Source organism: Dyella sp., from assembly GCF_051954575.1.
Taxonomy (GTDB): domain Bacteria; phylum Pseudomonadota; class Gammaproteobacteria; order Xanthomonadales; family Rhodanobacteraceae; genus Dyella_B.
This window is the reverse complement of record NZ_JBQCHP010000150.1, coordinates 1-25,628: the sequence shown is the minus strand read 5'-3', so window position 1 is coordinate 25,628 and position 25,628 is coordinate 1. Positions and strand designations below refer to the sequence as shown.

Genomic DNA, 25,628 nt, shown 5'->3' with positions numbered 1-25,628 from the left:
GATTTCTGCCATTACCACCTGCTGGCGCGCGGCGGGCTGGATCTGGTGATCGAGTCGGACGTGAACATACTCGACGTCGCCGCGCTGGCGGTGATCGTGCGCGAAGCCGGCGGCGTGTTCACCGATCTGGAAGGCAAGCCGTTGAACCTGGAAACGCGCAGCGTGTTGGCCGGCGTGCCGGGGCTGCATATGCAGGCGTTGGTGCGGCTGGCAGGGTCGTAAAGCGAGAATCGTCAATCGTAAGTGCGAAATGCAACAAGCTCGCCGTGATTGCTCTTACGATTCCCAATTCCCGAGCCGTCCCGACCCGAGTAACAGATTCCTTTACAATTGCCGTCCATGCCACCTCGCTACCCCGTCATCCACGCCACGCGCGATCTCACTACGAGCAGCTTCCTGCACGTGGAGCAGGTGGATCTGGAATTCTCCAACGGCCAGCACCGCACCTACGAGCGGCTCAAGGGCCGTGGCCTGGGTGCGGTGATCATCGTGCCGATGCTGGACGACGAAACCGTGCTGCTGATCCGCGAATACGGCGTCGGCGTCGATCGTTACGAACTGGGCCTGCCCAAGGGCCGGCTCGACCAGGACGAAACGGTGGAGCAGGGCGCCGATCGCGAATTGAAGGAAGAAGTCGGCTACGGTGCGCGCAAGCTCAAGATCCTGCACAACCTTTCGTTGTCGCCGTCGTACATGACGCATATGGCGCACGTGGTGCTGGCGCAGGATCTTTACCCTGAGCGGCTCGAAGGCGATGAACCCGAACCGCTCGAAGTGGTGCCCTGGAAACTCTCCGAACTGCACACCCTGGTCTCGCGGGACGACGTCACCGAAGGCCGTTCCATCGCCGCGCTGTTCCTGGCGCGCGAATACCTCGCCGGACGCCTGTGAGCCCCATGCCCGATCATCCCCTGTTGCTGGAAATCGGCACGCTGGCGAGGCTTGCCGGCGACGCCATCATGGTCGTCTATCGCGAAGACTTCGACGTCGAGATGAAAAGCGACCTGTCGCCGCTCACCGCGGCGGACCTGGCCGCGCAGAAAGTCATCGCCGCCGGCCTGGCATCAATCGATCCGCTGCTGCCGGTCGTCTCCGAAGAAGCCAGCCAATTGCCGTGGGAACAGCGGCGCGAATGGTCGCGCTACTGGCTGGTCGATCCGCTCGATGGCACGCGCGAATTCATCAAGCGCAACGGCGAATTCACCGTCAACATCGCCTTGATCGAAAACGGCCAGCCGGTGCTGGGCGTGGTGCTGGCGCCGGTCACCGAAGAACTGTTCGTGGCCGCGCGCGGCCACGGCGCCTGGTGGCAAGTGCAACGCGACGCCGAATGGGAACGCATTTCCGCACGCGCGCTGGCGAACCCGCCGGTCGCCGCCGGCAGCCGTTCGCATGGCGGCTCGTCGGAACTGGCGTTGCGTCGCCTCCTCGGCGAGGAATACCAGTTGCATCCGCTCGGTTCTTCGCTGAAGTTCTGCCTGATCGCGCGCGGCTCGGCCGATGTGTACCTGCGTCGCGGCCCGACCAGCGAATGGGACACCGCCGCGGCGCAATGCGTGCTGGAGGAAGCCGGCGGCGCCGTGCTCGACCTCACCGGCAAGCCGCTGCACTACAACCGTGGCGAGTCGCTGCTCAACCCGGAATTCCTCGCCGTGGGCGATGCCGGCATCGACTGGAGCACCCGACTGCGCGAAGCGGACCTGCCGTGAGCACGGCGACGCGCCACAGCCTGGCCGATCTGCTCGCCATCATGGCGCGCCTGCGCGATCCCGAACGCGGTTGCCCGTGGGACGTGCAGCAGGATTTCAGCACCATCGCGCCGTATACCATCGAAGAAGCCTACGAAGTCGCCGACGCCATCGACCGCAAGGACTGGCATGACCTGCGCGACGAACTGGGCGATCTGCTGCTGCAGGTGGTGTTCCATGCGCAGATGGCGAAAGAGCAGGGGCTGTTCGATTTCGACGACGTCGCGCACACCATCAGCGAAAAAATGCTGCGCCGCCATCCGCACGTGTTCGGCGATGCGCGCTACGCAAATGTGGAAGAACAGAAGCGCGCCTGGGAAGACATCAAGGCCGCCGAGCGCGCCGCCAAAGCCGCTGTGCATGACGACAGCGTGCTCGCCGGCGTCTCGCGCGGCCAACCGGAATGGCAGCGCGCGCAGAAACTGCAGCAGCGTGCGGCCTCGGTCGGTTTCGAATGGCCCAACCACCGGCCGGTGATCGACAAGCTGCACGAGGAACTGGCCGAAGTGGAGGCCGAGTTCGCCGCCGACGCCGACCCCGCGCGCCTGGAGGACGAGATCGGCGACGTCCTGTTCATGGCGGCCAACCTGGCCCGCCACGCCAAGGTGGATTTCGTGCGTGCGCTCAAGCACGGCAATGCCAAGTTCGAACGGCGTTTCCGGCGCATGGAGCAGTTTGCGGCGAGCGAAGGGAAGACGCTTGCGTCACTGGCATTGACGGAGCAGGAGGCGCTCTGGCGGCGGGCGAAGGCGGAAGAGCGGTAAGCTGCGCTACCGGTTGCAACCTTTTATCCACCCCGAGCATCTGAAGCATTCGAACACCACCGGAGCTTTCGTATGCGTTACCTGATCGCCCTTCTGGCCCTGCTGCCCCTTGCCGCCGCTGCCGGCGAATGCAAGTACAGCGCCCCGCGCAACCTGCATGACGACCTGGCCGGCGTCCACCGCGTGCAGATCGAACTGCATAGCCATGACCTGCATCTGGTCGGCGCCGGCACCAGCGGCGGCCTGCAATTCAACGGCCGCGCCTGCGCTTCCTCGCAATCGGCGCTGGACAATCTGCAGGTCACCTCGCGGCGCGAAGGGGACCAGCTCATCATCGATATCGGCAGCCACAGCACGTTCAACGTCGGCCTGTTCGGCGTGTCCTACGCCTACCTGGACCTGCAGGCGCAACTGCCCGCGAACATGCCGGTAAGCCTCCACACCGGTTCTGGTGACGCCTACGTCACCGGCCTGGCGCAGCTCGATGCGCAGACCGGCTCAGGCGACCTGCATGTCGATCACATTGCCGGCGAAGTGACGGTGACCACCGGCTCGGGCGACGTCGAACTTTCCGACGTGGGCAGCGTACGCGCCGGCTCGGTGGGCTCGGGCGACCTGAAGGTGCGCAACGTGCGCGACGGCGTGAATGTCGGCAATGTCGGTTCCGGTGATGTCACCGTCGAGCACGTGGGCGGCAGCGTCCATGTGGACACGATCGGCTCCGGTGACGTGGCTGCCAAGGACGTGCACGGCGACCTGGTGGTGGCTGCCAAGGGCAGCGGCGACGTCACGCATAGCAATATCGGCGGCAGGGTCAGCGTGCCGCACGAAGACGACTGATCAGGCGAGCAGGCGCATCAACGCGTAAACCAGCGCCGCGCAAACCAGCAGGAACGGAATGGACACCTCATGGAACAGCCGCATGCCATGCGGCTGTTTTGCCAGGCGCAGCGCGATCAGGTTGGCCAGTGAACCGATCACCACGCCGAAGCCGCCCACGTTCACCGCCACGGCCAGCGCCATCGCATCCGGTGCGCGCTGGAGCAGCAGCACGGTCGCCGGCACGTTGCTGATCAGCTGCGAACTCACGATGCCGCTCACGTAAAGCGTCCAGGGCCGCGTGAAATCGATCCGGCCGAGGGCATGATTCACGATCGGCAGCGCGGCGAAATGGCCAAGCCCTACGAAGATCGCGGCGAACGTCGCCATCAGCCACCAGTCGATCGACCTGAGCGTGCGCCTGGAAAACAAGGCGAACGACACGATCAGCAGCGCTACGCCTAGCGGCGCGCGGCTGCGTTCCATCATCACCACCATCAACACCAGCGCAAGCATGGACAGCGCGGCCAGCGATGTCGATACCGGATGTCCATCGAGCTTGTCGCGCTGCAGTTCCACGCGCGCTTTGGGCAACCAGAACCAGGTGAGCAGCGCCACCATCGCAAACATCACCGCCGATACGGGCAGCAGATGGCCGATGAACTGCACGAAAGGTATCTGCGCATGCTGCCAGATCAGCAGATTCTGCGGATTGCCGATCGGGCTGAGGGTGGAACCGGCGTTGACGGCCAGCGCCTCCAGCACCGCCATGCGCAGCACCGGCAGGTTGGACATGCCGCCGATCGCCACCGTCAGCGGCACCATCAAAAACAGGCTCACGTCGTTGGTCAGCGCCATCGACAGCACCGCCGTCATGCTCACCAGCAACAGCCCGACGCCGCGCAATGAATGCATGCACGCCACCAGCATGCCGGCCATGCGCTGCACCCAGCCACTCTCGCAAATGCCCTGGATGGCGATCATCAAGCCCAGCAGGCCGCACAGCGTGGGTACTTGCAGCCAGTCCTGGTAACGCCGCCAGGGCTGGGGGTCGATGCATGCCAACAGCACAGCAAGCGCGGCGAACAGCAGCAGCAACCATTCGTGCTTGAGGCGGGCAAGCCAGGGAGGAATCGTTTTTGAGCTCATCGTGAAACCGCGAGGGAGCCGGACCTCACCATTCGGTGAGGCCTTCCAGTTCGTACAACTTCTTCCAGCTCGGGCGCGCGCGCGCCAGATCGGCCAGCCGCTTCAGCGCCGGCCACTCGGTGACGGGCCGCGGCATGTTGCGCGACCATCGCATCAACATGGTGAGCATCAAATCAACGCCGGAGAACTCGGCGCCGAGCATGTACGGCCCGTGCGCGGCAAGATGCGCGTCCAGCCGATCCCACACGCTTTCGATCTTGCGCTGCACGGCCGCACGAATATTCGCCGGCAGTTCCTCGTAGCCAAGTTCTTGCGGATAGAACCAGAGCCGATAGGTGGACATCAGCGCATTGCTGAGAAACACCACCCACTGCAGCCAGGCATCGCGTTCGGGCGTTCCCGCCGGCGGGATCAGCCTCGCTTCTGGATGACGCTCGGCCAGGATGATCAGCAGCGCGCCCGATTCGTACACCGCCCGGCCATCCACCAGCAGCGTCGGCACCTTGGCGCCGGGGTTGAGCTTCAGATACTCGGCGTCGTACTGGCCGTTCTTGTCGAAATCCACCAGCTTGAGCTGGTACGGCGCGCCGATTTCCAGCAGGGCCAGATGCACGACCATGCTGGCGGTACCGGGGGAGTAGTAGAGGGTATACATGCGCGGTCCTGGTCGGGAGGAATGCGCATCGTACCGGGTGACGCGCGTAGGTTGGGGTGCGAACCCCAACGTTCTTACGCCTACCTGCATCCGATGTTGGGGTTCGCACCCCAACCTACGGGGCTTATTCCGCCCGCAACAACCGCATCGGCGGCGTATGCGTCACCTTCCGCGTGCCGGCCAGGCCAAGCAGCATTACCACGATCGCCGCACTCAGCGCCGCCAGTGCCAGCGGCAACGGATGCGGCATGAAATCCTTGATGTGGAAGACGCTACGTCCCAGCCACCAACCGCCGACCATCGAACCGCATGCGGCGGTGATGCCTGCGATCAACCCGAGCAAGGCGAATTCGCAGGCCGCAGCAATGCGCAGCAAGCCGCGTCGTGCACCCAGTGTGCGCAGCAAGGCCGCTTCGTGTCGACGTTCCTGGCCGCTGGTCGCCAACGCCGCGGCCAGCACCAGCGCGCCGGCGAGCAGGCTGAAACCCAACACCCAGCGCACGGCGCCGGTTACGCGCTGCACGATGTCACGCACCCGATCGAGTAGGGCATCCACGTCCACCAGGCTCAGGTTGGAATAATCGCGCGACAGGCTTGCCAGCGCTTCGGCATGGCCGCGCGGCAGATAGAAACTCGCCAGCCAGGTGTGCGGCAACGTGCGTGCATGCGATGGATCCAGCAACAGGAAGAAATTCACGCGGAAGGACGTCCAATCCACATGCCGGAAGCTGGCGATTTTCGCGTCGATCTGGCCCTCGCCGACGTCGAAGCGCATGGTATCGCCGAGTTTCAGCGCATACATGTCGCGCCACATCGTATCCACCGATACCTCGGCCTGCGTCGGCTGCGGCGCGAACCAGTGGCCGGCGATCACCGTGTTGGCCGGTGGCAGGTCATCCGCCCACGACAGGCGCAGCTGGCGATCGCTCCATTCCTTTGCGCGTTCGTCCTTGAACGTCATCGTGTCGATCGGGTGACCATTGATGGCGGTGAGCTTGCCCACTGCCAGCGGCATCATGTTGAGCTGGTTGGCGCCGATCTCCGCAAGCGCCTTGCTGAAACCGTCGCGTTGATCGTCTTGCAGGTTGAGTACGAACCAGTTCGGTGTATCGGTGGGCAATTCCTTGCGCCAGCCATCGAGCAATGCAGGCGCCACCACGGCAAGCAGCAGCAATGCGGTAAGGCCCATGCTCAGCGCCGTCGCCTGCACGATGCTCAAGCCGCGACGACGCGCCAGCGCGGCCATGCCCAAACGCAGCGCGGGATGGCCGCCGGGCGCGATGCGTCGCACCGTCCACAGCAACAACGCCGCCAGCAATGCGGCAAAGGCCGCAACACCGAGCAGGCTCACCGCGAGTATGCCGGCGAGCTTGGCCGAGCCGCTGAGGTTCCAGATCAAGGCCAGCGCGACCACCGCGGGAATCAGGTAAAGCGCATCGAAGCGGCGGATGCGGCGCGCCATGCTGGCGCGGAAAACGGCCACCGGCGGCACGTCGGCCAGGCGCACCAGCGGCGGAAGCGCAAAACCGACCAGCACCGCGATGCCCATGCCGGCCGCAGCGAGCGAAGGCAATACCGGCAACACCGTCGGCACGCCGGAAAACAATTCGCTGGCAAACATCCACGCCGCTTGCGCCAGCAACAGTGCAAGCAGCACACCGAGCAGTGCAGCCGGCAAAGCCAGGCCGCCCATCGTGCCGAGCAGCAGGGTAAACACCTTCGCGCGCGATGTGCCCAGCGCGCGCAACAACGAGACCTCGCCGGTTTTGCGCCGCGCATAGCGCTGCGCTGCCAAGGCGATCGCCACACCCGACAGCAGCGCAGAGAGCAATGCGGTCAGCCGCAAGAACGAGCCGGCGCGATCGAAGGCGCTGCGCATGCGTTCCTGCGTCTGCTCCGGCGTAATCAGTTCGCCGCCTTGCGGCAGCGTGGTCGCTTGCGCCCATGCGCGCCAGCTTTGCACTGCGGCAGGCTGGCCGGCCAGCAACACGTTGTGCCGCGCGCGGCTGCCCACGCTCAGCAGACCCGCTTGCTGCGCATCGCCCAGATTCATCAACGCACGCGGCGCCATCGCCACCAGCTCGCCGCCATCAGGTTGCTGCAGCAGTTCGCCGGCGATGCGCAGATCGCGGCCACCCAATTGCACGGTATCGCCGACACGACGATGCAAGGCCACCAGCGCGCGATGATCGAGATAAACCGTTCCGGCCGCCGGCCCATGAGCGGCGACTTGACGCCCTTTCGCATCAGCGATCAGCAGCGTGCCGCGCAGCGGATAGGCGGTGTCGGTCGCCAGTACGTCGAGCAGTTGGCTTTGCTGCTGTGCAAAGGCCACGCTGGGAAAACTCGCTGTTTGCGTGACCTCAAGACCGCGCTGGCTGCCGGCCACTGCGAACTTGGCGGGAATCGACTGCGGCGCCGACACGCCCAGGTCGCCGCCGATCAGCTCGGCGGCGCTGGCCAGCACGCCACGCTCCATGCGCGTAGTGAGTGTGGCCACCACGCCCAGCGCCACCACTGCGAGCACCAAAGATGCAGCGAGCGTGCGCAGTTCCGGCAGATGCCATTCGCGGCGCAGGCTGCGCAGCGCGAGCAATAGGATTTTCATGTGGGTCGCTCTGGTCTGTGTTGCATGGGTGACATGGGCACTGTCCGTGTGCATATCACAGGGGCGTCGAGGAAGGCAGACTGGCCGTCTGTTGAGCCGGCGCACCGAAGAGATGCGCGCGGATAGTGTTCATGGCGCCTGCGCAACATAGATCAGATCGACCCTATCGCCTCTAGCCGGCCTTCCTGCAATTCCGCGCGGCGCATGCAGCGCTCGGCCAATTGCATGTCGTGCGTGACCAGCACCAAAGTCGTGTGGTGATCGCGATTCAATGCGAACAGCAGATCGCATACATGCCGACCGGTGCGGCGATCCAAATTGCCGGTGGGTTCATCCGCGAACAGCACGCGTGGACCGTGCACGAAGGCGCGCGCGATCGCCACGCGCTGTTGCTCGCCGCCGGAAAGTTGCGCGGGATAGTGCTTGCGCCGCGTGCCGAGCTCGACCGCATCCAGCGCGGCGTGCGCGCGTTCGCGCGCATCGGCATGGCCTTCCAGTTCCAGCGGCAGCATCACGTTCTGCTCGGCGGTGAGCGCGGGCAGCAGATGGAACGACTGGAACACGAAGCCGACCAGGCGCCGGCGCAGATCCGCGCGCGCTTCCTCGTCGAGCTGTTCCAGCGCGTGGCCGTCCAGGTGGATGCTGCCGCGCGTGGGCGTGTCCAGTCCGGCGAGCAGACCGAGCAGGGTGGTCTTGCCGGAGCCGGAAGCGCCAACGATGGCGAAGCTTTCGCCCGGGCTCACCTGCATGGCCACGTTGCTCAGGATATCGAGCCTTCCCTCGGGACCATTCACGGACTTGCTAACATCGCGAACCTCGAGTACCTGCCTAGAGCGAGAACCACCACTCATGCGTCGTTTCCTATGTCTGTTCGTGCTGTTGTTCGGGATCGGGGCGACGCAGGCGGCGTCCACGCAGAACGTACCCGCGAAAAGCGTGCTGGTGCTCGGCGATTCGCTGTCCGCCGCGCACAACATTCCCGTAGAGGCAGGCTGGGTGCATCTGCTGGAAGTACGTCTCAAGAAGATGGAGCCGGGCTGGGCGGTGATCAATGCCAGCATCAGCGGCGATACCTCGGTGAGCGGACGCAACCGGCTGCCCGGCTTGCTGGCCCAATACCATCCGCGCGTGGTGGTGATCGAACTGGGCGCCAACGACGGCTTGCGCGGCCTGCCGTTGGCCGACTTGCGCGCCAACCTGGCGACGATGGTCGACGCGGCCCAGCATGCCGGCGCCAAGGTGCTGCTGCTGGGCATCGAGATGCCGGTGAACTACGGGCCGCAGTATCGCGATGGCCTGCGCGCGGTGTATGCCGATCTGGCCAAGGAAAAGCACGTTGCGCTGGTGCCGTTCCTGCTTGAAGGCGTGGCCTTGAACCCGGCCTTGATGCAGGACGACGGCCTGCATCCGCTGGCCGCCGGCGAGCCCAAGGTGCTGGACAACGTCTGGCCGAAACTTGAACCGTTGCTGTAGCAGCGGTTCACGACGCGATCGTCCGCTGAAATTCACGCTGCCCTTACTACCCCAGTCGTTAGTCTTCACAAATGTGAAGACTCAAACGGTGAGAGGGCGAACATGAGTTCACGTGACGAACATGCTGGGCTGATCCTGCTGGTGGAAGACAACCGTCAGATCGCTGAAATGGTCGGCGAATTTCTCGAGCGCCGCGGCTATTCCGTTGATTTTGCTCAAGATGGTGTGAGTGGACTGCATTTGGCTGTGTCCAACAGCTACGACGTGGTGGTGCTGGACCTGATGCTGCCGGGCATCGACGGCCTGGACGTCTGCCGCAAGCTGCGCGGCGACGCCAAGAAATCCACCCCGGTACTGATGCTGACGGCGCGCGACACGCTGGAAGACAAGCTGATCGGCCTGGAAGCCGGTGCCGACGACTACCTGGTGAAACCCTTCGAGGTACGGGAACTGGAAGCGCGCCTGCGCGCCCTGATCCGCCGCGACCGCCGCCAGGTCTCCAGCGAGGTGCTGACGGTGGGCGACATGACGCTGGATACGGCTACTCTGCGCCTGACCCGCGCCGGCCAGGAGCTGACTGTTTCCCCGATCGGCCTGAAGCTGTTGGCGATCCTGATGCGCGAATCGCCCCGGGTGGTGAGCCGGCGCGATATCGAACGGGAAATCTGGGGCGACACGCTGCCCGATTCGGACACCCTGCGCTCGCATCTGTACAACCTGCGCCGGGTGATCGACAAACCGTTCGATCGGCCGTTGCTGCACACCATCCATTCGGCCGGCTACCGCCTGGCCGACCTGGAGACCGAGGCCACCATTCCGGCCAGCCATATCGCGTAACCGTCCGATACCTGCATGTCGACAACGGATGCCCCCATGCCGCGCGGCGAACCTGCGCGCGGCAGTTTCCAACGCCGATTGCTGCTGATTTTCGGCATGCAACTGGTGGCCGTGACGGTGGTATGCCTGATGGGCTACTACAACGTCGCGCCGGCTGCGGCGGTGCTGCTGCTGATCGTGATCGTCAGCGTGCTCACCTGGCTGGCGACGGAGCGTGCCTGGCGACAGGTGAGCGCGCTGGCGCGGTGGGTTGGCAACTGGAAGGAAGGGCAGTCGGACCTGGATGCGCAGTCGGACCGCCTGAGCCAGGCGCGCGGCGACGTCGGTACGCTGGCCCGCGGCTTCCACAATTTCGCCAGCCGCATCGCCAGCTACAACGAACGCGAACGCAACTTCACCCGCGACGCCAGCCACGAACTGCGCAGCCCGCTGACAGTGATCAAGATGTCCACCGACATGCTGTCGGACGAAGCGGGCCTAAGCGATTTCGGCAAGCGCTCGGTGCAGCGCATCCGTCGCGCCACGCGCGAGATGGAATCGCTGGTGGAGGCGTTGTTGATCCTCGCGCGCGAAGCCGACAACGGCCAGGGCGAGCAGGATTTCATCGTCAACGAAGTGCTGCGCGACGAACTGGCCAACGCACGCGAGATGCTGCATGGCCATCCGATCGAGTTGCAGCTGGAAGAACCCGCCTCGTTCGCCTTGCACGGCTCGCCGCGCGTGTTCGCCGTGCTGTGCTGGCAATTGATCCGCCATGCCAGCCAGTACACCGGGCAGGGCGTGGTGCAGGTGACGGTGACGCCCGGCATGGTGAGCGTCAGCGCCACCGCGGGCGGCGAATACGATCCGCCGTCATCGGGACAGCGCGGGTTTGAATACGCGATCGCGCAGCGCATCAGCGAGCGGTTTGCGTGGCCGCTGAGCCTGCATGTGCAGGGCGGTAATCGTTATGTGGCGGAGATACGGTTTCCAAGGCCGTTGCCGGTTTCGGCGTAGCCTTTCTTCCGGCAGATTTGACCTGCCTCACCGTCATTCCGGCGAAGGCCGGAATCCAGTTTCAATACGTCGTGCGAAGCACACAAAGCCATGTATCGAGTGCTTCGCACACCGTGTTTGTACTGGATTCCGGCTTTCGCCGGAATGACGATGCGCTAAAAATTCTTCGTCAATGCAAGATCAACCATCAGCGCAGCGACGCACTCACCTCAAACGCACACCCCGTCTTCGCCTTCACGTCTTCCACCGTCACCCCCTGCTGCAGCTCGATCAGCGTCAGGCCCTTGCCCTTCGCCACTTCGAACACGCAAAGGTCAGTGATGATCAAATCCACCACCTGCTTGCCGGTAAGCGGCAGATCGCATTGCGCCTTGATCTTCGGCGAGCCGTCCTTCGCGGTGTGCTCCATCAGCACCACCACGCGCTTCACGCCGCTGACCAGGTCCATCGCGCCGCCCGGGCCTTTCACCATCTTGCCCGGCACCATCCAGTTGGCCAGGTCGCCGGTGCAGGACACTTCCAGGCCGCCCAGGATCGAAAGATCGATATGTCCGCCGCGAATCATCGCGAACGATTCGGCGCTGGAGAAATAGCTGGAGCCGGGCAGGGCGGTGATGGTCTGCTTGCCGGCGTTGATCAGGTCCGGATCGACGTGCGCGTCGTCCGGGAACGGGCCGATGCCGAGCAGTCCGTTTTCCGATTGCAGCGTCACGTCCATGCCCGGCGGAATGAAGTTGGCCACCAGCGTGGGAATGCCGATGCCGAGGTTCACGTAGAAACCGTCACGCAGCTCCTTTGCCGCACGCTGCGCCATCGCCATGCGGATCGGGCTTTCCTTGCCGGTGTTGGCGCCGGCCACGGTGCGGAACTCGATACGCTTCTCGTATTTCTCGCCCTTGACGATACGGTCGACGTAGATGCCCGGCACGTGGATCTGGTCGGGTTCGAGTTCACCCGCTTCCACCAGCTCTTCCACTTCGGCCACGCACACTTTGCCGCAGGTGGCGATCATCGGATTGAAGTTGCGCGCCGTCTTGCGGAACACCAGGTTGCCGAGCCGGTCGCCCTTCCATGCCTTCACGATCGACACGTCGGCGTGGATCGCTTCTTCCAGCACGTATTCTTTGTCGCCGAAGCGCTTGGTTTCCTTGCCCTCCGCCAGCTTGGTGCCGAACGCCGTGCGCGTGTAGAACCCAGGAATGCCCGCGCCGCCGGCGCGCAGCTTTTCCGCCAGCGTGCCTTGTGGCACCAGATGCAGTTCCAGCTCGCCGGCCAGCACCTGCCGCTCGAATTCCTTGTTCTCGCCGACGTAGGAGGCATACACGCGCTTCACCTGGCGCGTCTTCAACAGCGGGCCCATGCCGAAATCGTCCACCCCGGCGTTGTTGCCGACGATGGTCAAACCCTTCGTGCCGGCAGCGAGCAGCGCGCCGATCAGGTTCTCGGGGATGCCGCAAAGACCGAAGCCGCCCGCCGCGATGGTCATGCCATCGAAGAGCAGACCGTCCAGAGCCTGGGTGGCGCTTGCGTAGACCTTTTCCATGAGGATGCCTTTCTTGCAGGGGATATTAGCCGCGTAGGATACGACGGATCGGCGACGGGACATGCGGTACAAAGGTGGAAAAGGAGCTCTCCGACAGCGTATGTCATTGATCCGCATGCGGCTGGGCACGCCACGATGGCTGGCTATACTCGCCGTGACGCATGCAGGAGGTGCCTCGTGAAGCTGTTCCGCCTGTTTGTTGCGCTCGCTACCGTGGGGATTGCCACCATGACGCACGCCGCTCCGCTGGTACTGGTCATCCACGGCGGCGCCGGCGTGATCAAGCGCGACATGAATGCCGCGAAGGAAAAGGCGGTGCGGGCGGCAATGGCCAAGGCGCTGCACGACGGTTACGCGCAGCTCAAGGCCGGCAAGTCGGCGGTGGATGCGGTGACCGTCGCGATTGCCGTGCTGGAGGACGATCCGAACTTCAACGCCGGCAAAGGGTCCGTCTTCACGCATGACGGCAGGAACGAAATGGACGCTGCGGTGATGGACGGCGAAGGCTTGCGCGCGGGCGCGGTGGCAGGCGTGCACCGGGTGAAGAATCCGATCCTGCTGGCGCGCGCGGTGATGGACCATTCCCCGCATGTGATGCTGGTGGGCGATGGCGCGGAAGCCTTTGCCAAGGAGCAGGGCATCAGCCTGGTCGATCCGTCCTATTTTCGCACCGAAGAACGCTGGCAGCAGTGGCAAAAGGCGCTGAAGGAAGACAACGACAAGAAACCGCATGCCGATCCGGAAACGGCCAAGCATTTCGGCACGGTCGGTGCAGTGGCGCTGGATGGCGAGGGCCATCTCGCCGCGGGCACGTCCACCGGCGGCATGACCGACAAGCGCTGGGGCCGCGTGGGGGATTCGCCGATCATCGGCGCCGGCACCTACGCGAACGCGCAATGCGCCGTATCCGGCACCGGTTGGGGCGAGTTCTACCTGCGCACGGTGGCGGCGCACGAAATCTGCATGAAGGTATCGATGCTCGGCGAGCCGATCGAGCGCGCCGCCGCCGAGGTGATCAACCAGGAAATTCCTTCGCTTGGCGGCGACGGTGGCGCCATCGTGCTGGATGCAAGCGGGAATATCGCCATGCCGTTCAACACCGATGGCATGTACCGCGGCTGGATCGGTGCCGATGGCGTGGCGCACGTGGCGATCTATGACGATGAGCCGGATCCGTCGAATCACCCGCCGGCGCCCGAATCCTCCGATGATCACTAAACGCTTGTCGAGACCGTGGTTCAACGGCCCGAAGGTGCATCGGGGAGCTGTTCCGCGATCCCCATGCTGACGGCCGGCCCTCACGCTCGGTGGCTCCGGCATTCAACCGTTGCGTCATCTTCGAAACCTCGGAACGCTCCTGGCATGGCTTCGACACCATCCAGCTTCCGGAAGAACGCAGCGGCATGACGAGGCGTTCGGTCGCGCTTTATTTCTACAGCAAGGATCGGCCCGCGGACGAGATTGCACCCAGGCACACCACGTACTATGTCAATCGCCCACTGCCGGATCGTTTTGCGGAAGGGCACACGCTGACGCGCAGCGACCTGGCCGAGCTCAAGCAACTGCTCGACCAGCGTGACGGCCATATCCGGATGCTTTACGCAGATAACACCGCATTGCGTGGGGCGCAGGAGCGAGGGCTTACCGGGCACCTGCTGTACCTGGCAAAACGCGCCTACGTGCGCTTTCGGCATTGACGCCTGGGGCCGCGCCTTCGCGGTGCACGTGCGGCGCCTTCAATCCACGGCGTGGTCATGCCGTGATGGCTTCGCGCTAAGGCTCAGCCAGGCTGGTTGGGCCGCTCCCGTACCGGATGCTTGCTCAACTTCCGCTGCAACGTACGCCGATGCATGCCGAGGCGGCGCGCGGTTTCGGAAATGTTGCCGTCGCATTCGGTGAGTACGCGTTGGATGTGTTCCCATTCCAGACGGCGCAGGGCAAGCGGAGCTTCGGGCGCGTCGATCACTTCGTCTTCGCCTTGCGGCGCCGCATCGCTGCCCTCGAGCAGGGCGCGCACCACCGCATCGGCATCGACCGGCTTGGCCAGGTAGTCGTGCGCGCCGCGTTTGATCGCTTCCACCGCGGTGGCGATGGAGGCGTAGCCGGTCAGCAGCAGGATGCGCAGGTCGGGCACGAGCTCGCGCAGCTCGGGGATCAGGCGCAGGCCGTTTTCTTCGCCCAGTTTCAGGTCGAGCACGCAATGGCGAGGCTGGTGGCGCTGCGACAGCGCGCGCGCTTCGTCGGCGTTGCCGGCGCTGATCACTTCGAAACCGCGGGAGCTGAGTGCACGGTGGAGGACGCGGACGAAGGTGGCATCGTCATCGACGATAAGCAGCGGACGGGGACCGCTGGTGGGGCTTGGCTGATTCATGCGCTTGTTTCTGGTCGTATGCCGCTATTTTGCCGGATACGGAGCGCGTGCGGGTAATTCTTCAATGGGCGGCAATCGTCGACAAGGGCAGGCGCAGGCGCAGTTCCGCACCATTGCCGGTGTTGGCGATGATCAATTGGCCCGTCAATCGTTCGGCGGTGGCTTCGGCGAGCGCCAGCCCGATGCCCAGGCCGCTCTGCTTGCCGCTGATGCCGATCGCCGCGGTCGCACCGGCGGGCGTGAAGCCGGGGCCGCGGTCGCGCACGATCCAGTCCAGCCATTGCTCGTGGCGCCGCACCTCGAGCATGACGAAGTGGGATTCGCACAGTGCCGAAGCGTCGGCGGCATTGTTGAGCAGATTGAGCAGCGCATGGCGCAGGCCGGGCGGCGTGCGCAGCACCAACGCGTCGAGCTGCGGCTGCACTTCGAGTTCCAGTTCCGCTTCCGGCCGCAACAGCTTGAAGCGCTCGACGCAGCCGTGGATGAAGGTCGACAGCGCCAACCGCTCCGGTTCCTGCGACAGCTGCGCCTTGCCGAAGGCAACCATCTCGCGAAGGATGGTGCGGCAGCGTTCCACCTGGCCTTCCAGCAATTGCAGGTCTTCATTAAGCGCCGCATCCGTTGCGTGTTCACGCCGCAACTCCGGCAGCAGCGTGCGCATGGTCGACAACGGCGTATTGAGTTCGTGCGCCGCGCCGGCTGCCTGCGTGGCGATGGCCAGGATGCCTTCGTCACGCAGGGCGCGTTCGCGCACGCGCTGCACTTCCTGCTGCTGCTGGCGCACCGCGGTGGCCAGCCGGTTGATGAAGAAACCCAGCAGCAGCGCGGTAATGCCGAAGTTCACGCCCATGCCGGCGACGTGCAGCGAAAAGCCGTGATCGTTGGCGCTCAGCTCGTTCATCGGCAACGGCACGTACCAGCGCAGCAGCACGAAGTACGCGGCGCCCGCGATGGCCGCCACGGCAAGAATGGCGCGCACCGACAAGGCCGCCGCGCTGAGCGCGATCGGCACCAGCAGCAAGGTGACGAAAGGATTGCGCGCACCGCCGGTGAAATAGAGCAAGTAACTCAGCACCAGCGTGTCTGCGACGATATGACACACGGTTTCCCATTCGTGCACCGGCCACGGCTGGCTGATCCGCCAGGCGGCGAACACCGCGAACACCGCCAGCATGTCGATGCCGAGCAGCAGCGATAGCGTGGGAAGGTCGATGTGCATCCACCAGGAACAGATCATCACCGCCATGCTCTGTCCGGCAATGGCGCACAGGCGCAGCCATGCCAGCGTGCGCGTGAGCGCGAACGGTCCGATGGGTTGCTTGAGCTGGTGTTGCGGCATGACCGGCCAGGAGTGATTGCGGTGCGCCGATATTAGAGCCTGTTCGGTAGCATCGAGCAGGCTCCGAGGAACCGCGGGCAGATCAGGGCGTGTTGTATTCCTCGTTGCGCACGGCCGGCAGCGGATCGTAGTTGGCCGCCGTATCCGAGTGCGAGGCCGACAGCTTGTTCATCAGCGGCAGCATGATCACCGCCACCACGGTGCAGCCGATGCCGACGAAGCCGAGAATGTTGAACAGATGCGTGTAGATGTTGAGCGACTGCACTGGATCGGTGATGTTGTCGGGGATGTGCGCGATATTGGCCACTACGCTGCCCAGGTATTGCGAGATGCCCACCGCCACGTAGTACGCGCCCATCATGAAACCGCCCATGCGTTCGGGCACGTAGCGCGCGATCATCGCCAGGCCTAAGCCGCTCACCAGCAGTTCGCCGAGCGAATACAGCCCGTAACCCCAGATCATCACCCACGAGGATACCTGGCCGTTCACCGCCCACTTGGCGCCCACACCGTACATGAAGAAGCCCAGCGCCACCGCGGCGAAGCCCCAGGCGAATTTCGCCGCCACGGAAGGATCTTTGCCGAGCTTGCCGAGCGAGTTGTAGATGAACACCAGCACCGGGCTGAGCAGCACGATCCAGATCGCATTCAAGTTCTGGTATTGCTCGGGAATCCAGTTGAACAGATGAACGCCGAACACGTAAAACGACAGATCGACGTTGCGCTGCGCGAACAGATTCAACGACGTCGCCATCTGCGCGTAGAAGATGAAGAAGAAGATCGTCTGCACGGTCAGCACCAGCGCGGCCGTCAAACCGGCGCGCTCGCTCGGGCGGCTGCTGCGGATCAGGTGAATGAAAATGCCCAGGATCACCAGGCCCGCGCCATACACGCACCACTTCGCGACCGTTTCGCTTTGCAGGATGAAGGCGGCGATGAATACCGTGGCCAGGCCCGCCAGCAGCACGCCAATCAGGCGCTTGAAATCGATCGGCCGCGCGTCGCTGGGCGAGCCGATGTGTGACAGCGTGCGCTTCATGGCCGTGTAGTTGATTAAGCCCAGGACCAGGCCAATGGAGCACACGCCGAACGCGGTATGCCAGCCCAGGTCGTCGCCATAGCGTTGGCCGATGACGTCGCGAATCCACGGCGTGGCGGTCATCGAAACCATCGAGCCGATGTTCACCGCCATGTAGTAGATGGTGAAGGCGCTATCGATGCGCGTGTCGTCGCCTTCGTAGATCTTGCGCACCAGGTTGCCGGCGTTGGGCTTGAAGAAACCGTTGCCGACCACGATCACGCCGAGCGACAAGTAGGTGATGTACGCATTGTCGGTAGGCACCCACAGCATGGCGTAGCCGAGCGCAAGAATGGTCGCGCCCAGCAACATGGTGCGGCGCGTGCCCAATAATTTGTCGCCCACCCAGCCCCCGATCGCTGGCGTGGCGTAGATCAACGCCGCCGCCGCGCCCCACACCAGATTGGCCTGGGTGTCGACGAAGCCCAGCTTTTTCATCATGAAGGTGACCATCAGCACCTGCATGCCGTAGAAGCCGAAGCGCTCCCACATTTCGATCAGGAATACGGTGGTGAAGGAACGGGTTGACGAAACGGAGCGGGTCTGGACGGTCATGGGCACTTCCGGAATACGTGTACTGCAAGGCCAGAATCGGCCTGTTTTCCCGCGCCTTTGCGGGCACATTCGTTGAAGCGTAACCGATCCGCCGTTAGCCGGAAGTTGCATTGCATCAAGCAAATTCCTGCGGGAAATCGGTGTCCAGGCCGGCTTGTGGCATCATGGCGCGCCTGTTGCCATGTTCATGGAGCGATCTTCGCCATGCCGAAAAGTGCCGTCGTTTCCTTGTCGGTGAGCCCCTCCAGCCATGCCCGGTAACGGATTTCGCGGCGATCCGCGCCAGTTGTGGCGCGCCTTTCGGTGGTCGATGAATGGCTTGCGTGCGGGTTGGCGGCACGAAGCGTCGTTTCGGCTGGAGGCGATGCTTACCGTCATCCTTGTCCCTATCGGCCTGTGGGTGGGCCAAGGTGCGCTCGAGAAAATCGCGCTGGTTTCACCGGTGATCCTGGTGTTGTCGGTTGAACTGCTCAATTCCGCCATCGAGGCGGTGGTGGACAAGGTCAGTCCCGAGTTTCACGAGCTGGCCGGACGGGCCAAGGACATGGGTTCGGCCGCGGTGTTCGTGCTGCTGGTGCTGGTGGTGTTGTGCTGGAGCCTGATCCTGGGGCCGCGCTGGTTCTGATTGCATCGGCCACAGCCAGATGCTGCAATGAGCGCTTGCCGGGAAAGGAGCCTTCCAATGAAAACCTTACGCGTGCTGGCATTGCTGCTGCTGGTGTCGATGCTTTCCGGTTGCGGCTACAACGCGATCCAGAAACAGGACGAAGCGGTCAAGGCGCAGTGGTCCGAAGTGCTCAACCAGTACCAGCGCCGCGCAGACCTGGTGCCGAACCTGGTGAACACCGTGAAGGGCTACGCCGCGCACGAAGAAAAAGTGTTCGCCGAAGTCACCGAAGCGCGTTCGCGCGCGGGCAGCTTCCAGGTAACGCCTGAGCTGGCGAACAACCCGGAGGCGTTGGCCAAATTCCAGGCCGCGCAGGGCCAGCTCACCAGTGCGTTGTCGCGCTTGATGGCCGTCAGCGAACGCTATCCGGATCTGAAAGCGAACGGCGTATTCCAGAATCTGCAGGCGCAGCTGGAAGGCACCGAGAACCGCATCGCCGTGGCACGCAATCGCTATATCCAGTCGGTGCAGCAATACAACTCGCTGCTGCGGACCTTCCCCAACAACCTCACCGCCAAGATGTTTGGCTATCAGGTGAAACCGAATTTCTCGGTGGAGAACGAGAAGGCGATTTCGACGGCGCCGACGGTGGATTTCGGCAGCGGTACGCCCGCGCCGGCAGCCTCGGCGCATTGACATGACGCGGCGCTGGTTGCGCCTGTGGATGATCCTGGCGATAGCTTTGCTGTCGCCGTGGCCCCTATCGCACGCCGACGACCAGCCGGCAGTGCCCACGCTCAGCCGGCACGTCACCGATCTCACCGGCACGCTCACGCCGCAGCAGATCGGCCAGCTCGACGCGCAACTCGTCCAACTGGAAAAACAGAAAGGCGCGCAACTGGTCGTGCTGATGATCGGCAGCACGCAGCCCGACGACATCGACGATTACTCCCTGCGCGTGGCCGAAGCGAACAAGCTGGGACGCAAAGGCGTGGACGATGGCGTGCTGCTGTTCATCGCCAAGAACGACCGGCAAGTGCGCATCGAAGTGGGCTACGGGCTGGAAGGCGCGATTCCCGATGCCGCAGCGGCGCGCATCATTCGCGAATACCTCGCGCCGAAATTCCGCAACAACGATTACTTCGCTGGCATCAGCGATGCGGTGGGCGCGCTGATGCAGTTGATCAACGGCGAGCCGTTGCCGCCGCCGGTGCACGGCAAGGACGTTGCGCACGGGCCGGATCTGCGCGGGGTGTTCTTTCTTGCGCTCTTTCTGCTGATCGTGCTGCGGGGCGTATTCAGGGGCATGCCGGCGCTGGTGCGTGCACCGCTGGGCGGTCTGGTGATCGGCGCCGCCACCGGCCTGTTGGCATCGATCGGCGTAGGCATTGTCGGCGGGCTGCTCGGCGGCCTGTTCATGCTGATCCCGGCGGGGGCGGGCCGGTCGATCGGCGGTGGTGGCTGGGGTGGCTTCGGCGGCTGGGGCGGCGGCGGTTTCGGAGGCGGCGGCTTTGGTGGTGGAAGTTTTGGCGGGGGTGGGGGCTTCAGCGGCGGTGGCGGCAGCTTCGGAGGCGGCGGCGCCTCGGGGAGCTGGTGACATGGCGGCGCGCGGCCAACGATTGTTCGCGAACCTGTTCGAAGGCTGGTTCCAGCTCCGTCGGCGTTTTCCTCCCGAACTGCTGGACGACATGACCGCGGCGATCGCGGACGGCGAACACACGCATCTGGGCGAAGTGCGCTTCGCGGTCGAATCGCGCCTGCCGTTGCCCGCGGTATGGGCGGGGCTGGACGCCCGCACGCGCGCGCGCCAGGTGTTCGGCCAGCTCGGCGTGTGGGATACCGAGCACAACTGCGGCGTGCTGATCTACGTGCTGATGTCCGAGCACCGCATCGAGATCGTCGCCGACCGCGGCATCGCGCGGCGCGTAAAACCGGAGGAGTGGGTGGCGATCTGCAACGGCATGCGCGAAAACTTCGCCGCCGGCCAGTGGCGCGCCGGTGCCTTGCAGGGCATCACCCGGGTGCATACGTTGCTGGCCACGCATTTTCCCGGCCATGGCAAGCCGCGGCCGGACGAATTGCCGGATCGGCCCGTATTGCTTTGAGTTCACTCGTCGGGCTCTTCCATCTCGGGCCAGGGAGCGCCGCCGTCTTGCGGTGCGCACGGTGACGCGTCCCCTTGCTCCCCTCGAATCCGCCCTGAGCGCGCGATAACCACCTTCCGGATCTGCTGCGTTTCATCCCTCACGCAAAAGGACAGCGTCTGATTGGTATTGACGGAAGTCCCCATCGGATCGAACCCCACGTAACCGAGCTTGCTGCTGCTGGCGACGACCAGTGCATCACGACGTTTTTGGCCGACGTAGCGCGGCGGTCCAAGCAATTGGCTGGGGTTGTCCGGATCGGCCTTTCCAATCAGCCAGGAGTCACCCCATGAACCATCGCCGCTGCAGGTGCGCTGGTCGCGACTGGGGCAGAAGATGGCGCGCACCTGTTCGTTCACGGCGAGATTGCGCGCGTGCTGCAAGGCTGCCAGGTAGTCCGATTGCGCGGCGCGCAATTCATGCGTTTCCAGCAGGCGATGAAAACTGGGTACGGCCAGGGCGATCAGCGCCGCCAGCACGGCCAGTGCGATGATTTGCTCGGCCAGGCCAAAGCCACGGGAGGGTCTAGACTGCATGGTTCCATGCTAGGCCCCGATTTCCGCAGGCCAACCGCTGTGGCGCAGGTCCGGCGTACGTCTCTGCTGACAAGGCGTGTCAGCACCTGCATTTAAAATCCGCCAAAACGCCCGCACGTTGAGCCCCTATGACCGATCGCGACCGTTTCGAACTCGTTTCCAGCTACAAACCCTCCGGCGACCAGCCCGATGCCATCAGGCGCCTGGTCGAGGGCTTCGAATCCGGCTTGGCGGGCCAGACGCTGCTGGGCGTGACAGGCTCCGGCAAGACCTTCACCATCGCCAATGTGGTGGCGCAGGTGCAGCGACCGACCATCGTGCTGGCGCCGAACAAGACGCTGGCGGCGCAGCTCTACGGCGAGTTCAAGGAATTCTTCCCGCACAACGCGGTGGAGTACTTCGTCAGCTACTACGACTACTACCAGCCGGAAGCCTACGTGGTGGCGTCGGATACGTATATCGAGAAGGACGCCTCGATCAACGACCACATCGAGCAGATGCGCCTGGCCGCGACCAAGGCGCTGCTGTCGCGCAAGGACTCGTTGATCGTCGCCACCGTATCGGCGATCTACGGCCTGGGCGATCCGGAGGATTACCTGTCGCTGCGCCTGATCCTCGCGCGCGGCGAACGCATCGATCAGCGCGCGCTGATCCGCCAGCTCACCGAACTGCAGTACACGCGCAACGAAATGGAACTGCGCCGCGGCACCTATCGCGTACGCGGCGAAGTCATCGACGTGTTTCCGGCCGAATCGGAAACCGAGGCGCTGCGCATCGAACTGTTCGACGGCGAAGTGGAAAACCTCTCGCTGTTCGATCCGCTCACCGGCGAAACCATCCGCAAGGTGCCGCGCTACACGGTGTATCCGCGCACGCACTACGCCAGCACGCGCGAAAGCGTGTTGAACGCGATCGAGACGATCAAGATCGAGCTGAAGGAACGCCTCGATCAGCTGTACAAGGAAAACCGCCTGGTGGAAGCGCAGCGCCTGGACCAGCGCACGCGCTTCGACATCGAGATGATGGCCGAGGTCGGCTACTGCCAGGGCATCGAAAATTATTCGCGCCACCTTACGCGCCGCGCGCCGGGCGAGCCGCCGCCGACGTTGTTCGATTACCTGCCGCCGGACGCGTTGCTGGTAGTGGACGAATCGCACGTCACCGTGCCGCAGCTCGGCGCGATGTACAAAGGCGACCGCTCGCGCAAGGAGACGCTGGTGGAGTTCGGCTTCCGCCTGCCCTCGGCGATGGACAACCGTCCGCTGCGCTTCGAGGAATTCGAGCGCCGCGCGCCGCGCACCATCTACGTGTCGGCCACGCCGCGCGACTACGAGCTGCAGAAATCCGGCGACGCGATCGTCGAGCTGGTGGTGCGCCCCACCGGCCTGGTCGATCCGGAAGTGGAGGTGCGGCCGGTGCGCACCCAGGTGGACGACCTGCTCAGCGAGGCAAAGAAGCGCGTCGCCATGGGCGACCGCGTGCTGGTTACCACGCTCACCAAGCGCATGGCGGAAAACCTCACCGAATACCTCAGCGAGCACGACGTGAAGGTGCGCTACCTGCACTCGGACATCGAGACGGTGGAGCGCGTGGAGATCATCCGCGACCTGCGCCTGGGCGAATTCGACGTGCTGGTCGGCATCAACCTGCTGCGCGAAGGCCTGGATATGCCGGAGGTGTCGCTGGTGGCGATCCTCGATGCCGACAAGGAAGGCTTCCTGCGTTCCGCCGGCTCGCTGATCCAGACCATCGGCCGCGCCGCCCGCAACGTGCGGGGCAAGGCGATTCTTTACGCGGACGAGGTGACCCGCTCGATGCAGGCGGCGATGGACGAGACCAGCCGTCGCCGTGAGAAACAGGTAGCCTGGAACGAGGCGCATGGCATTACCCCGCAATCGGTGGTGCGCCGCATCGCCGACATCATGGAAGGCGCGCGCAGCGAGGCGCCGGGCCGTGGGCGCGGCAAGGCCTCGCGCGGCCGCGCCGCCGCCGTGGCCGAGCAGGGCGCCGAATACGCCGGCCTGGACGCCGAGCAGGCCGCCACGCTGATCAAGCGGCTGGAGGCGGACATGCGCAAGCATGCGGAAAACCTGGAGTTCGAGGAGGCGGCCCGGCTACGCGACCGCATCCACCAGTTGCGCGAGCAGGCTTTGCGCTGATGAGGTGGTTCCGGTAGACTACGCGGCTCTTACGGGCGGTTAGCTCAGCGGTAGAGCACTTCCTTGACATGGAAGGGGTCACAAGTTCGATCCTTGTACCGCCCACCAGTTTAAGTATTGAAAACCTTGGTCGCTCGAACGGCCAAGGTTTTCAATTTTTCTGGTGGCGATGTGCAGGCTAGAGCTGAATCCTTAGGAAATTATCTCTAGGATAATTTCATACCATTCAAGCCCGTCGTCTTTAAATTTTTCGCTCTTCGGATAAGACGTTAGCCTGTTCCCTGGTTGATAGGCTTCGCAATAGATCAGGCCTTTCGACGTAATCTTGTTTTCGTCAACAGTTTTATCTGGATCAATCGATTGCCCTGGGTTCGTTTTGTTAGGCGAACCAATCTCAAGCCACGGCAGTCGTATATCCGAGAAATATTTACCGGTTTTCTTGATGCATGTTGGGTCTGGTTCGTTAGGGGCAATATCTTCATAAGAAACAGCAGTGGTGTAGCAATATTGCATAACATCCTGCACTTTTGCCCATGTTTTGATGCAATTGAAAATTTCCGAAACTTTGGTATTTCCAAAGCAGAGGCATTTCATTTTTGCGGCACGGAAAAGACCATCATAAATATGTCCAGGACCTTGAGCTACTGCTATTAAAAAAAATATATTGATAACTTTCATTCCTCCCCTTTTTTCGACGTAATTATTCTCAATTTTTGCAGGAAATTTAAAGTCTTCAGAGATTAAAAAAGGTGTTCTTTCTACATGAATAATATTGGTTGCCCAAGATTTTCCATCTTTTTCCGTAGGGATAAAGATGACTCTCTCTCCCATTTTGAAGTATATTGGATCGTCTATTACTTGATCGTATGCTTCGTAAACATCTATTCCCATGTCTTTCATCTCTATTTCGTCAAATACTTTATTATTGATAACATAAATTTTTTCTGCGTATAGAATGTGGTCATAAAATGGTTTTCCGCCAATGTCTTCTGGCGGGGTCGTTATGTGGTGATTGTATTTATTGAATATAAGTACTTTGCTGGGGGATTCATTGGGTGGGCAGTTGTTTCTAAGGTCATCAATATTATTGTAATAGTGACCTGTGTGACCTATTCCCAATAAAAATGTGGTCATTTCTTATCCGCCATGGAGTTGGTTTGTTGTGGATGCCGGCCCTAAGATTTCGTCAGTAAAAGGCATCCGGATTTACTAAAATCGCCTGTAAAAGCGGCGGCTTTGTTGACTCTACAGAATTCTAGATTTGCCTTCATTAATTTTCACATTTACCACGTGGGAAAGTCATGGTGTGCGGAAATGGTTCAATATCAACGCAAATCACTCGCCCGCATGTTTCGTCCAAAAATTGTCTGGTCTATATGGTTTTCTCTATCAATAATCTGCCGTGTCCTGTTTGTGCTGAGTGGTTGGCGAATGGCAGATTAAATAACGCTATACAGTGCGGTGTGAATAGTTTGTGTGGGCCGGTCGATACCAGGCTTTCCTGAGGTCGATTACTTACTCCTTGTGTCACCTGCCGATTTTCGATAAAACGACGTGCCTCTTGGGAGATCAGCATGATCTATCTGTGGATTAAAACGTTTCATCTGGTTTTCGTTATTGCATGGATGTCCGCCGTGTTCTACCTGCCGCGCATCCTGGTGAATATCGCTGAAGCACAAGGGGAGGCTGCGGTGAAAGCGCGCTTGCTGCTGATGGGGCGCCGCCTGTATCGCTTCGGGCATAATCTGTTTGGGGTCGCCTTCCTGTTCGGCCTGACGCTGTGGCAGGGCTGGCGTGTGTTTCCAAGTGCGTTGCCGAACGTGGTCGGGCCCTTGCACTGGATCGATGTCAAGCTCGGACTGATAGCGGTGTTGCTGGTGTACTTCGTGTGGATGGGGCGGTTGCTCAAGCGCTGCGAGAAAGGCGGCGCCTTGCCTTCGGCGCGTGCATTGCGGCTGTTGAACGAGTTGCCGGTGCTGGTATTGCTGGGTGTGGTGTTTTTGGTAATCGCCAAACCGTTTTAATGTCTTGTTGTACGCGTGCCGCGTCTGTTTCCGACAGTTTTCGCTTACCACCGGAACCCGGAACCGAAGCCCTGAATAATCAGGGCTCATGGTTGTGGTTTGGCTTCGTATTTTAACGTCCAGTGGAAGTGCCACTTTTGGATCCCGCAAGGCTTGTAACTATATCCAGCACGGCGTCAAACCAATTGATACCCCCAAGAAGACCAGGATCTCCTTTTGGATA

26 protein-coding genes and 1 tRNA gene are annotated in these 25,628 nt (G+C 62.7%); 17 read left to right on the top strand and 10 right to left on the bottom strand.

All coding sequences use genetic code 11. From position 1 onward, the window contains the following. The 5 genes from ACTHNE_RS18720 to ACTHNE_RS18700 all read left to right on the top strand — a co-directional run. Nucleotides 1–222: inositol monophosphatase family protein (locus ACTHNE_RS18720; RefSeq protein WP_440270009.1), on the top strand; the 222-nt coding region annotated here is incomplete at its 5' end. Between the two features lie 117 nt (nucleotides 223–339). Continuing rightward, the gene (gene nudE, locus ACTHNE_RS18715; RefSeq protein ID WP_324939010.1) at nucleotides 340–891 is read left to right on the top strand and encodes an ADP compounds hydrolase NudE; all 552 of its coding nucleotides are present in this window, start codon (nucleotides 340–342) and stop codon (nucleotides 889–891) included. Nucleotides 892–896: 5 nt separating this feature from the next. After that, nucleotides 897–1,709: a 3'(2'),5'-bisphosphate nucleotidase CysQ gene (gene cysQ, locus ACTHNE_RS18710; RefSeq protein ID WP_324939006.1), complete on the top strand. Its 813-nt coding sequence runs from the start codon at nucleotides 897–899 to the stop codon at nucleotides 1,707–1,709. Continuing rightward, the gene (gene mazG / locus ACTHNE_RS18705; RefSeq protein WP_324939003.1) at nucleotides 1,706–2,512 is read left to right on the top strand and encodes a nucleoside triphosphate pyrophosphohydrolase; all 807 of its coding nucleotides are present in this window, start codon (nucleotides 1,706–1,708) and stop codon (nucleotides 2,510–2,512) included. Before cysQ ends, mazG begins: the two co-directional genes overlap by 4 nt. Before the next feature lie 72 nt (nucleotides 2,513–2,584). Further along, entirely contained in the window at nucleotides 2,585–3,352 is a 768-nt protein-coding gene (locus ACTHNE_RS18700; protein ID WP_324938998.1) for a DUF4097 family beta strand repeat-containing protein, read from the top strand. Here the strand turns inward: ACTHNE_RS18700 and ACTHNE_RS18695 are convergent, their stop codons facing one another. The 4 genes from ACTHNE_RS18695 to ACTHNE_RS18680 all read right to left on the bottom strand — a co-directional run bounded on the left by ACTHNE_RS18695 (nucleotide 3,353) and on the right by ACTHNE_RS18680 (nucleotide 8,594). Then, nucleotides 3,353–4,480 (bottom strand): SLC13 family permease, encoded by a 1,128-nt coding sequence (locus ACTHNE_RS18695; protein WP_440270008.1) that lies wholly within the window; start codon nucleotides 4,478–4,480, stop codon nucleotides 3,353–3,355. Between the two features lie 25 nt (nucleotides 4,481–4,505). After that, nucleotides 4,506–5,135 (bottom strand): glutathione S-transferase family protein, encoded by a 630-nt coding sequence (locus ACTHNE_RS18690; protein ID WP_440270007.1) that lies wholly within the window; start codon nucleotides 5,133–5,135, stop codon nucleotides 4,506–4,508. Between the two features lie 124 nt (nucleotides 5,136–5,259). After that, entirely contained in the window at nucleotides 5,260–7,743 is a 2,484-nt protein-coding gene (locus ACTHNE_RS18685) for an ABC transporter permease (protein ID WP_440270006.1), read from the bottom strand. A 152-nt stretch (nucleotides 7,744–7,895) separates the two neighbouring features. Further along, nucleotides 7,896–8,594, bottom strand: coding sequence for an ABC transporter ATP-binding protein (locus tag ACTHNE_RS18680; protein WP_440270005.1), 699 nt, complete (start codon nucleotides 8,592–8,594; stop codon nucleotides 7,896–7,898). Here ACTHNE_RS18680 and ACTHNE_RS18675 point away from each other — a divergent pair. The 3 genes from ACTHNE_RS18675 to ACTHNE_RS18665 all read left to right on the top strand — a co-directional run bounded on the left by ACTHNE_RS18675 (nucleotide 8,593) and on the right by ACTHNE_RS18665 (nucleotide 11,049). After that, a complete protein-coding gene (locus ACTHNE_RS18675) occupies nucleotides 8,593–9,216 on the top strand; it encodes an arylesterase (RefSeq protein WP_440270004.1) in 624 nt (207 codons plus the stop codon). The two genes, ACTHNE_RS18680 and ACTHNE_RS18675, sit on opposite strands and share 2 nt — an antisense overlap. Before the next feature lie 102 nt (nucleotides 9,217–9,318). Continuing rightward, complete coding sequence (locus ACTHNE_RS18670) at nucleotides 9,319–10,053, top strand: response regulator transcription factor (RefSeq protein ID WP_440270003.1); 735 nt, start codon at nucleotides 9,319–9,321, stop codon at nucleotides 10,051–10,053. 36 nt (nucleotides 10,054–10,089) lie between these two features. Continuing rightward, nucleotides 10,090–11,049: a sensor histidine kinase gene (locus ACTHNE_RS18665; protein ID WP_324938517.1), complete on the top strand. Its 960-nt coding sequence runs from the start codon at nucleotides 10,090–10,092 to the stop codon at nucleotides 11,047–11,049. 187 nt (nucleotides 11,050–11,236) lie between these two features. Here ACTHNE_RS18665 and ACTHNE_RS18660 read toward each other — a convergent pair whose 3' ends face one another. Then, nucleotides 11,237–12,592 (bottom strand): 3-oxoacid CoA-transferase subunit B, encoded by a 1,356-nt coding sequence (locus tag ACTHNE_RS18660; protein ID WP_324938513.1) that lies wholly within the window; start codon nucleotides 12,590–12,592, stop codon nucleotides 11,237–11,239. A 228-nt stretch (nucleotides 12,593–12,820) separates the two neighbouring features. On the opposite strand from ACTHNE_RS18660, the gene ACTHNE_RS18655 reads away from it, so the two are divergent. Beyond that, nucleotides 12,821–13,810, top strand: a complete 990-nt coding sequence (locus tag ACTHNE_RS18655) for an isoaspartyl peptidase/L-asparaginase family protein (protein WP_440270010.1) — start codon at nucleotides 12,821–12,823, stop codon at nucleotides 13,808–13,810. An 89-nt stretch (nucleotides 13,811–13,899) separates the two neighbouring features. Continuing rightward, on the top strand, nucleotides 13,900–14,289 hold the full coding sequence (locus ACTHNE_RS18650; protein ID WP_324938510.1) for a hypothetical protein: 390 nt from the start codon (nucleotides 13,900–13,902) through the stop codon (nucleotides 14,287–14,289). Nucleotides 14,290–14,372: 83 nt separating this feature from the next. Here ACTHNE_RS18650 and ACTHNE_RS18645 read toward each other — a convergent pair whose 3' ends face one another. From ACTHNE_RS18645 to ACTHNE_RS18635, 3 genes are all read right to left on the bottom strand, one after another. Further along, nucleotides 14,373–14,963: a response regulator transcription factor gene (locus tag ACTHNE_RS18645; protein WP_324938507.1), complete on the bottom strand. Its 591-nt coding sequence runs from the start codon at nucleotides 14,961–14,963 to the stop codon at nucleotides 14,373–14,375. 61 nt (nucleotides 14,964–15,024) lie between these two features. Then, entirely contained in the window at nucleotides 15,025–16,302 is a 1,278-nt protein-coding gene (locus tag ACTHNE_RS18640) for an ATP-binding protein (RefSeq protein WP_324938504.1), read from the bottom strand. A gap of 82 nt (nucleotides 16,303–16,384) precedes the next feature. Then, a complete protein-coding gene (locus ACTHNE_RS18635) occupies nucleotides 16,385–17,935 on the bottom strand; it encodes a peptide MFS transporter (protein WP_324938499.1) in 1,551 nt (516 codons plus the stop codon). 250 nt (nucleotides 17,936–18,185) lie between these two features. Here ACTHNE_RS18635 and ACTHNE_RS18630 point away from each other — a divergent pair, with 250 nt between their 5' ends. Genes ACTHNE_RS18630 through ACTHNE_RS18615 form a run of 4 tightly spaced genes read left to right on the top strand, consistent with a single transcriptional unit; the run spans nucleotide 18,186 to nucleotide 20,647 of the window. Continuing rightward, nucleotides 18,186–18,560: a diacylglycerol kinase gene (locus tag ACTHNE_RS18630; RefSeq protein ID WP_324938495.1), complete on the top strand. Its 375-nt coding sequence runs from the start codon at nucleotides 18,186–18,188 to the stop codon at nucleotides 18,558–18,560. A gap of 57 nt (nucleotides 18,561–18,617) precedes the next feature. After that, entirely contained in the window at nucleotides 18,618–19,238 is a 621-nt protein-coding gene (locus ACTHNE_RS18625) for a LemA family protein (protein ID WP_440270002.1), read from the top strand. A gap of 1 nt (nucleotide 19,239) precedes the next feature. Then, nucleotides 19,240–20,139: a TPM domain-containing protein gene (locus tag ACTHNE_RS18620; RefSeq protein ID WP_324938489.1), complete on the top strand. Its 900-nt coding sequence runs from the start codon at nucleotides 19,240–19,242 to the stop codon at nucleotides 20,137–20,139. Nucleotide 20,140: 1 nt separating this feature from the next. After that, nucleotides 20,141–20,647 (top strand): TPM domain-containing protein, encoded by a 507-nt coding sequence (locus ACTHNE_RS18615; RefSeq protein ID WP_324938486.1) that lies wholly within the window; start codon nucleotides 20,141–20,143, stop codon nucleotides 20,645–20,647. Between the two features lie 2 nt (nucleotides 20,648–20,649). Here the strand turns inward: ACTHNE_RS18615 and ACTHNE_RS18610 are convergent, their stop codons facing one another. Then, nucleotides 20,650–21,222 carry a GspH/FimT family protein gene (locus ACTHNE_RS18610; protein WP_324938483.1) on the bottom strand — a complete coding sequence of 191 codons (573 nt, stop codon included), beginning with the start codon at nucleotides 21,220–21,222 and terminating at the stop codon, nucleotides 20,650–20,652. Nucleotides 21,223–21,350: 128 nt separating this feature from the next. On the opposite strand from ACTHNE_RS18610, the gene uvrB reads away from it, so the two are divergent. Next, nucleotides 21,351–23,381, top strand: a complete 2,031-nt coding sequence (gene uvrB / locus ACTHNE_RS18605; RefSeq protein ID WP_324938480.1) for an excinuclease ABC subunit UvrB — start codon at nucleotides 21,351–21,353, stop codon at nucleotides 23,379–23,381. A 33-nt stretch (nucleotides 23,382–23,414) separates the two neighbouring features. Continuing rightward, nucleotides 23,415–23,489 (top strand) — tRNA-Val (locus ACTHNE_RS18600). A gap of 84 nt (nucleotides 23,490–23,573) precedes the next feature. Here the strand turns inward: ACTHNE_RS18600 and ACTHNE_RS18595 are convergent. Next, nucleotides 23,574–24,515: a hypothetical protein gene (locus ACTHNE_RS18595; RefSeq protein WP_324938477.1), complete on the bottom strand. Its 942-nt coding sequence runs from the start codon at nucleotides 24,513–24,515 to the stop codon at nucleotides 23,574–23,576. A 440-nt stretch (nucleotides 24,516–24,955) separates the two neighbouring features. On the opposite strand from ACTHNE_RS18595, the gene ACTHNE_RS18590 reads away from it, so the two are divergent. Beyond that, on the top strand, nucleotides 24,956–25,405 hold the full coding sequence (locus ACTHNE_RS18590) for a CopD family protein (protein WP_440270001.1): 450 nt from the start codon (nucleotides 24,956–24,958) through the stop codon (nucleotides 25,403–25,405). Nucleotides 25,406–25,628: the final 223 nt, after the last annotated feature.

Excerpts from the sequence above, each read along its gene's own strand:
- nudE (WP_324939010.1), top strand. The coding sequence starts at position 340 with ATGCCACCTCGCTACCCCGTCATCCACGCCACGCGCGATCTCACTACG.
- cysQ (WP_324939006.1), top strand. The coding sequence starts at position 897 with ATGCCCGATCATCCCCTGTTGCTGGAAATCGGCACGCTGGCGAGGCTT.
- ACTHNE_RS18700 (WP_324938998.1), top strand. The coding sequence starts at position 2,585 with ATGCGTTACCTGATCGCCCTTCTGGCCCTGCTGCCCCTTGCCGCCGCT.
- ACTHNE_RS18695 (WP_440270008.1), bottom strand. The coding sequence starts at position 4,480 with ATGAGCTCAAAAACGATTCCTCCCTGGCTTGCCCGCCTCAAGCACGAA.
- ACTHNE_RS18690 (WP_440270007.1), bottom strand. The coding sequence starts at position 5,135 with ATGTATACCCTCTACTACTCCCCCGGTACCGCCAGCATGGTCGTGCAT.
- ACTHNE_RS18685 (WP_440270006.1), bottom strand. The coding sequence starts at position 7,743 with ATGAAAATCCTATTGCTCGCGCTGCGCAGCCTGCGCCGCGAATGGCAT.
- ACTHNE_RS18675 (WP_440270004.1), top strand. The coding sequence starts at position 8,593 with ATGCGTCGTTTCCTATGTCTGTTCGTGCTGTTGTTCGGGATCGGGGCG.
- ACTHNE_RS18680 (WP_440270005.1), bottom strand. The coding sequence starts at position 8,594 with ATGAGTGGTGGTTCTCGCTCTAGGCAGGTACTCGAGGTTCGCGATGTT.
- ACTHNE_RS18670 (WP_440270003.1), top strand. The coding sequence starts at position 9,319 with ATGAGTTCACGTGACGAACATGCTGGGCTGATCCTGCTGGTGGAAGAC.
- ACTHNE_RS18665 (WP_324938517.1), top strand. The coding sequence starts at position 10,090 with ATGCCGCGCGGCGAACCTGCGCGCGGCAGTTTCCAACGCCGATTGCTG.
- ACTHNE_RS18660 (WP_324938513.1), bottom strand. The coding sequence starts at position 12,592 with ATGGAAAAGGTCTACGCAAGCGCCACCCAGGCTCTGGACGGTCTGCTC.
- ACTHNE_RS18655 (WP_440270010.1), top strand. The coding sequence starts at position 12,821 with ATGACGCACGCCGCTCCGCTGGTACTGGTCATCCACGGCGGCGCCGGC.
- ACTHNE_RS18645 (WP_324938507.1), bottom strand. The coding sequence starts at position 14,963 with ATGAATCAGCCAAGCCCCACCAGCGGTCCCCGTCCGCTGCTTATCGTC.
- ACTHNE_RS18640 (WP_324938504.1), bottom strand. The coding sequence starts at position 16,302 with ATGCCGCAACACCAGCTCAAGCAACCCATCGGACCGTTCGCGCTCACG.
- ACTHNE_RS18635 (WP_324938499.1), bottom strand. The coding sequence starts at position 17,935 with ATGACCGTCCAGACCCGCTCCGTTTCGTCAACCCGTTCCTTCACCACC.
- ACTHNE_RS18630 (WP_324938495.1), top strand. The coding sequence starts at position 18,186 with ATGCCCGGTAACGGATTTCGCGGCGATCCGCGCCAGTTGTGGCGCGCC.
- ACTHNE_RS18625 (WP_440270002.1), top strand. The coding sequence starts at position 18,618 with ATGAAAACCTTACGCGTGCTGGCATTGCTGCTGCTGGTGTCGATGCTT.
- ACTHNE_RS18620 (WP_324938489.1), top strand. The coding sequence starts at position 19,240 with ATGACGCGGCGCTGGTTGCGCCTGTGGATGATCCTGGCGATAGCTTTG.
- ACTHNE_RS18615 (WP_324938486.1), top strand. The coding sequence starts at position 20,141 with ATGGCGGCGCGCGGCCAACGATTGTTCGCGAACCTGTTCGAAGGCTGG.
- ACTHNE_RS18610 (WP_324938483.1), bottom strand. The coding sequence starts at position 21,222 with ATGCAGTCTAGACCCTCCCGTGGCTTTGGCCTGGCCGAGCAAATCATC.
- uvrB (WP_324938480.1), top strand. The coding sequence starts at position 21,351 with ATGACCGATCGCGACCGTTTCGAACTCGTTTCCAGCTACAAACCCTCC.
- ACTHNE_RS18595 (WP_324938477.1), bottom strand. The coding sequence starts at position 24,515 with ATGACCACATTTTTATTGGGAATAGGTCACACAGGTCACTATTACAAT.
- ACTHNE_RS18590 (WP_440270001.1), top strand. The coding sequence starts at position 24,956 with ATGATCTATCTGTGGATTAAAACGTTTCATCTGGTTTTCGTTATTGCA.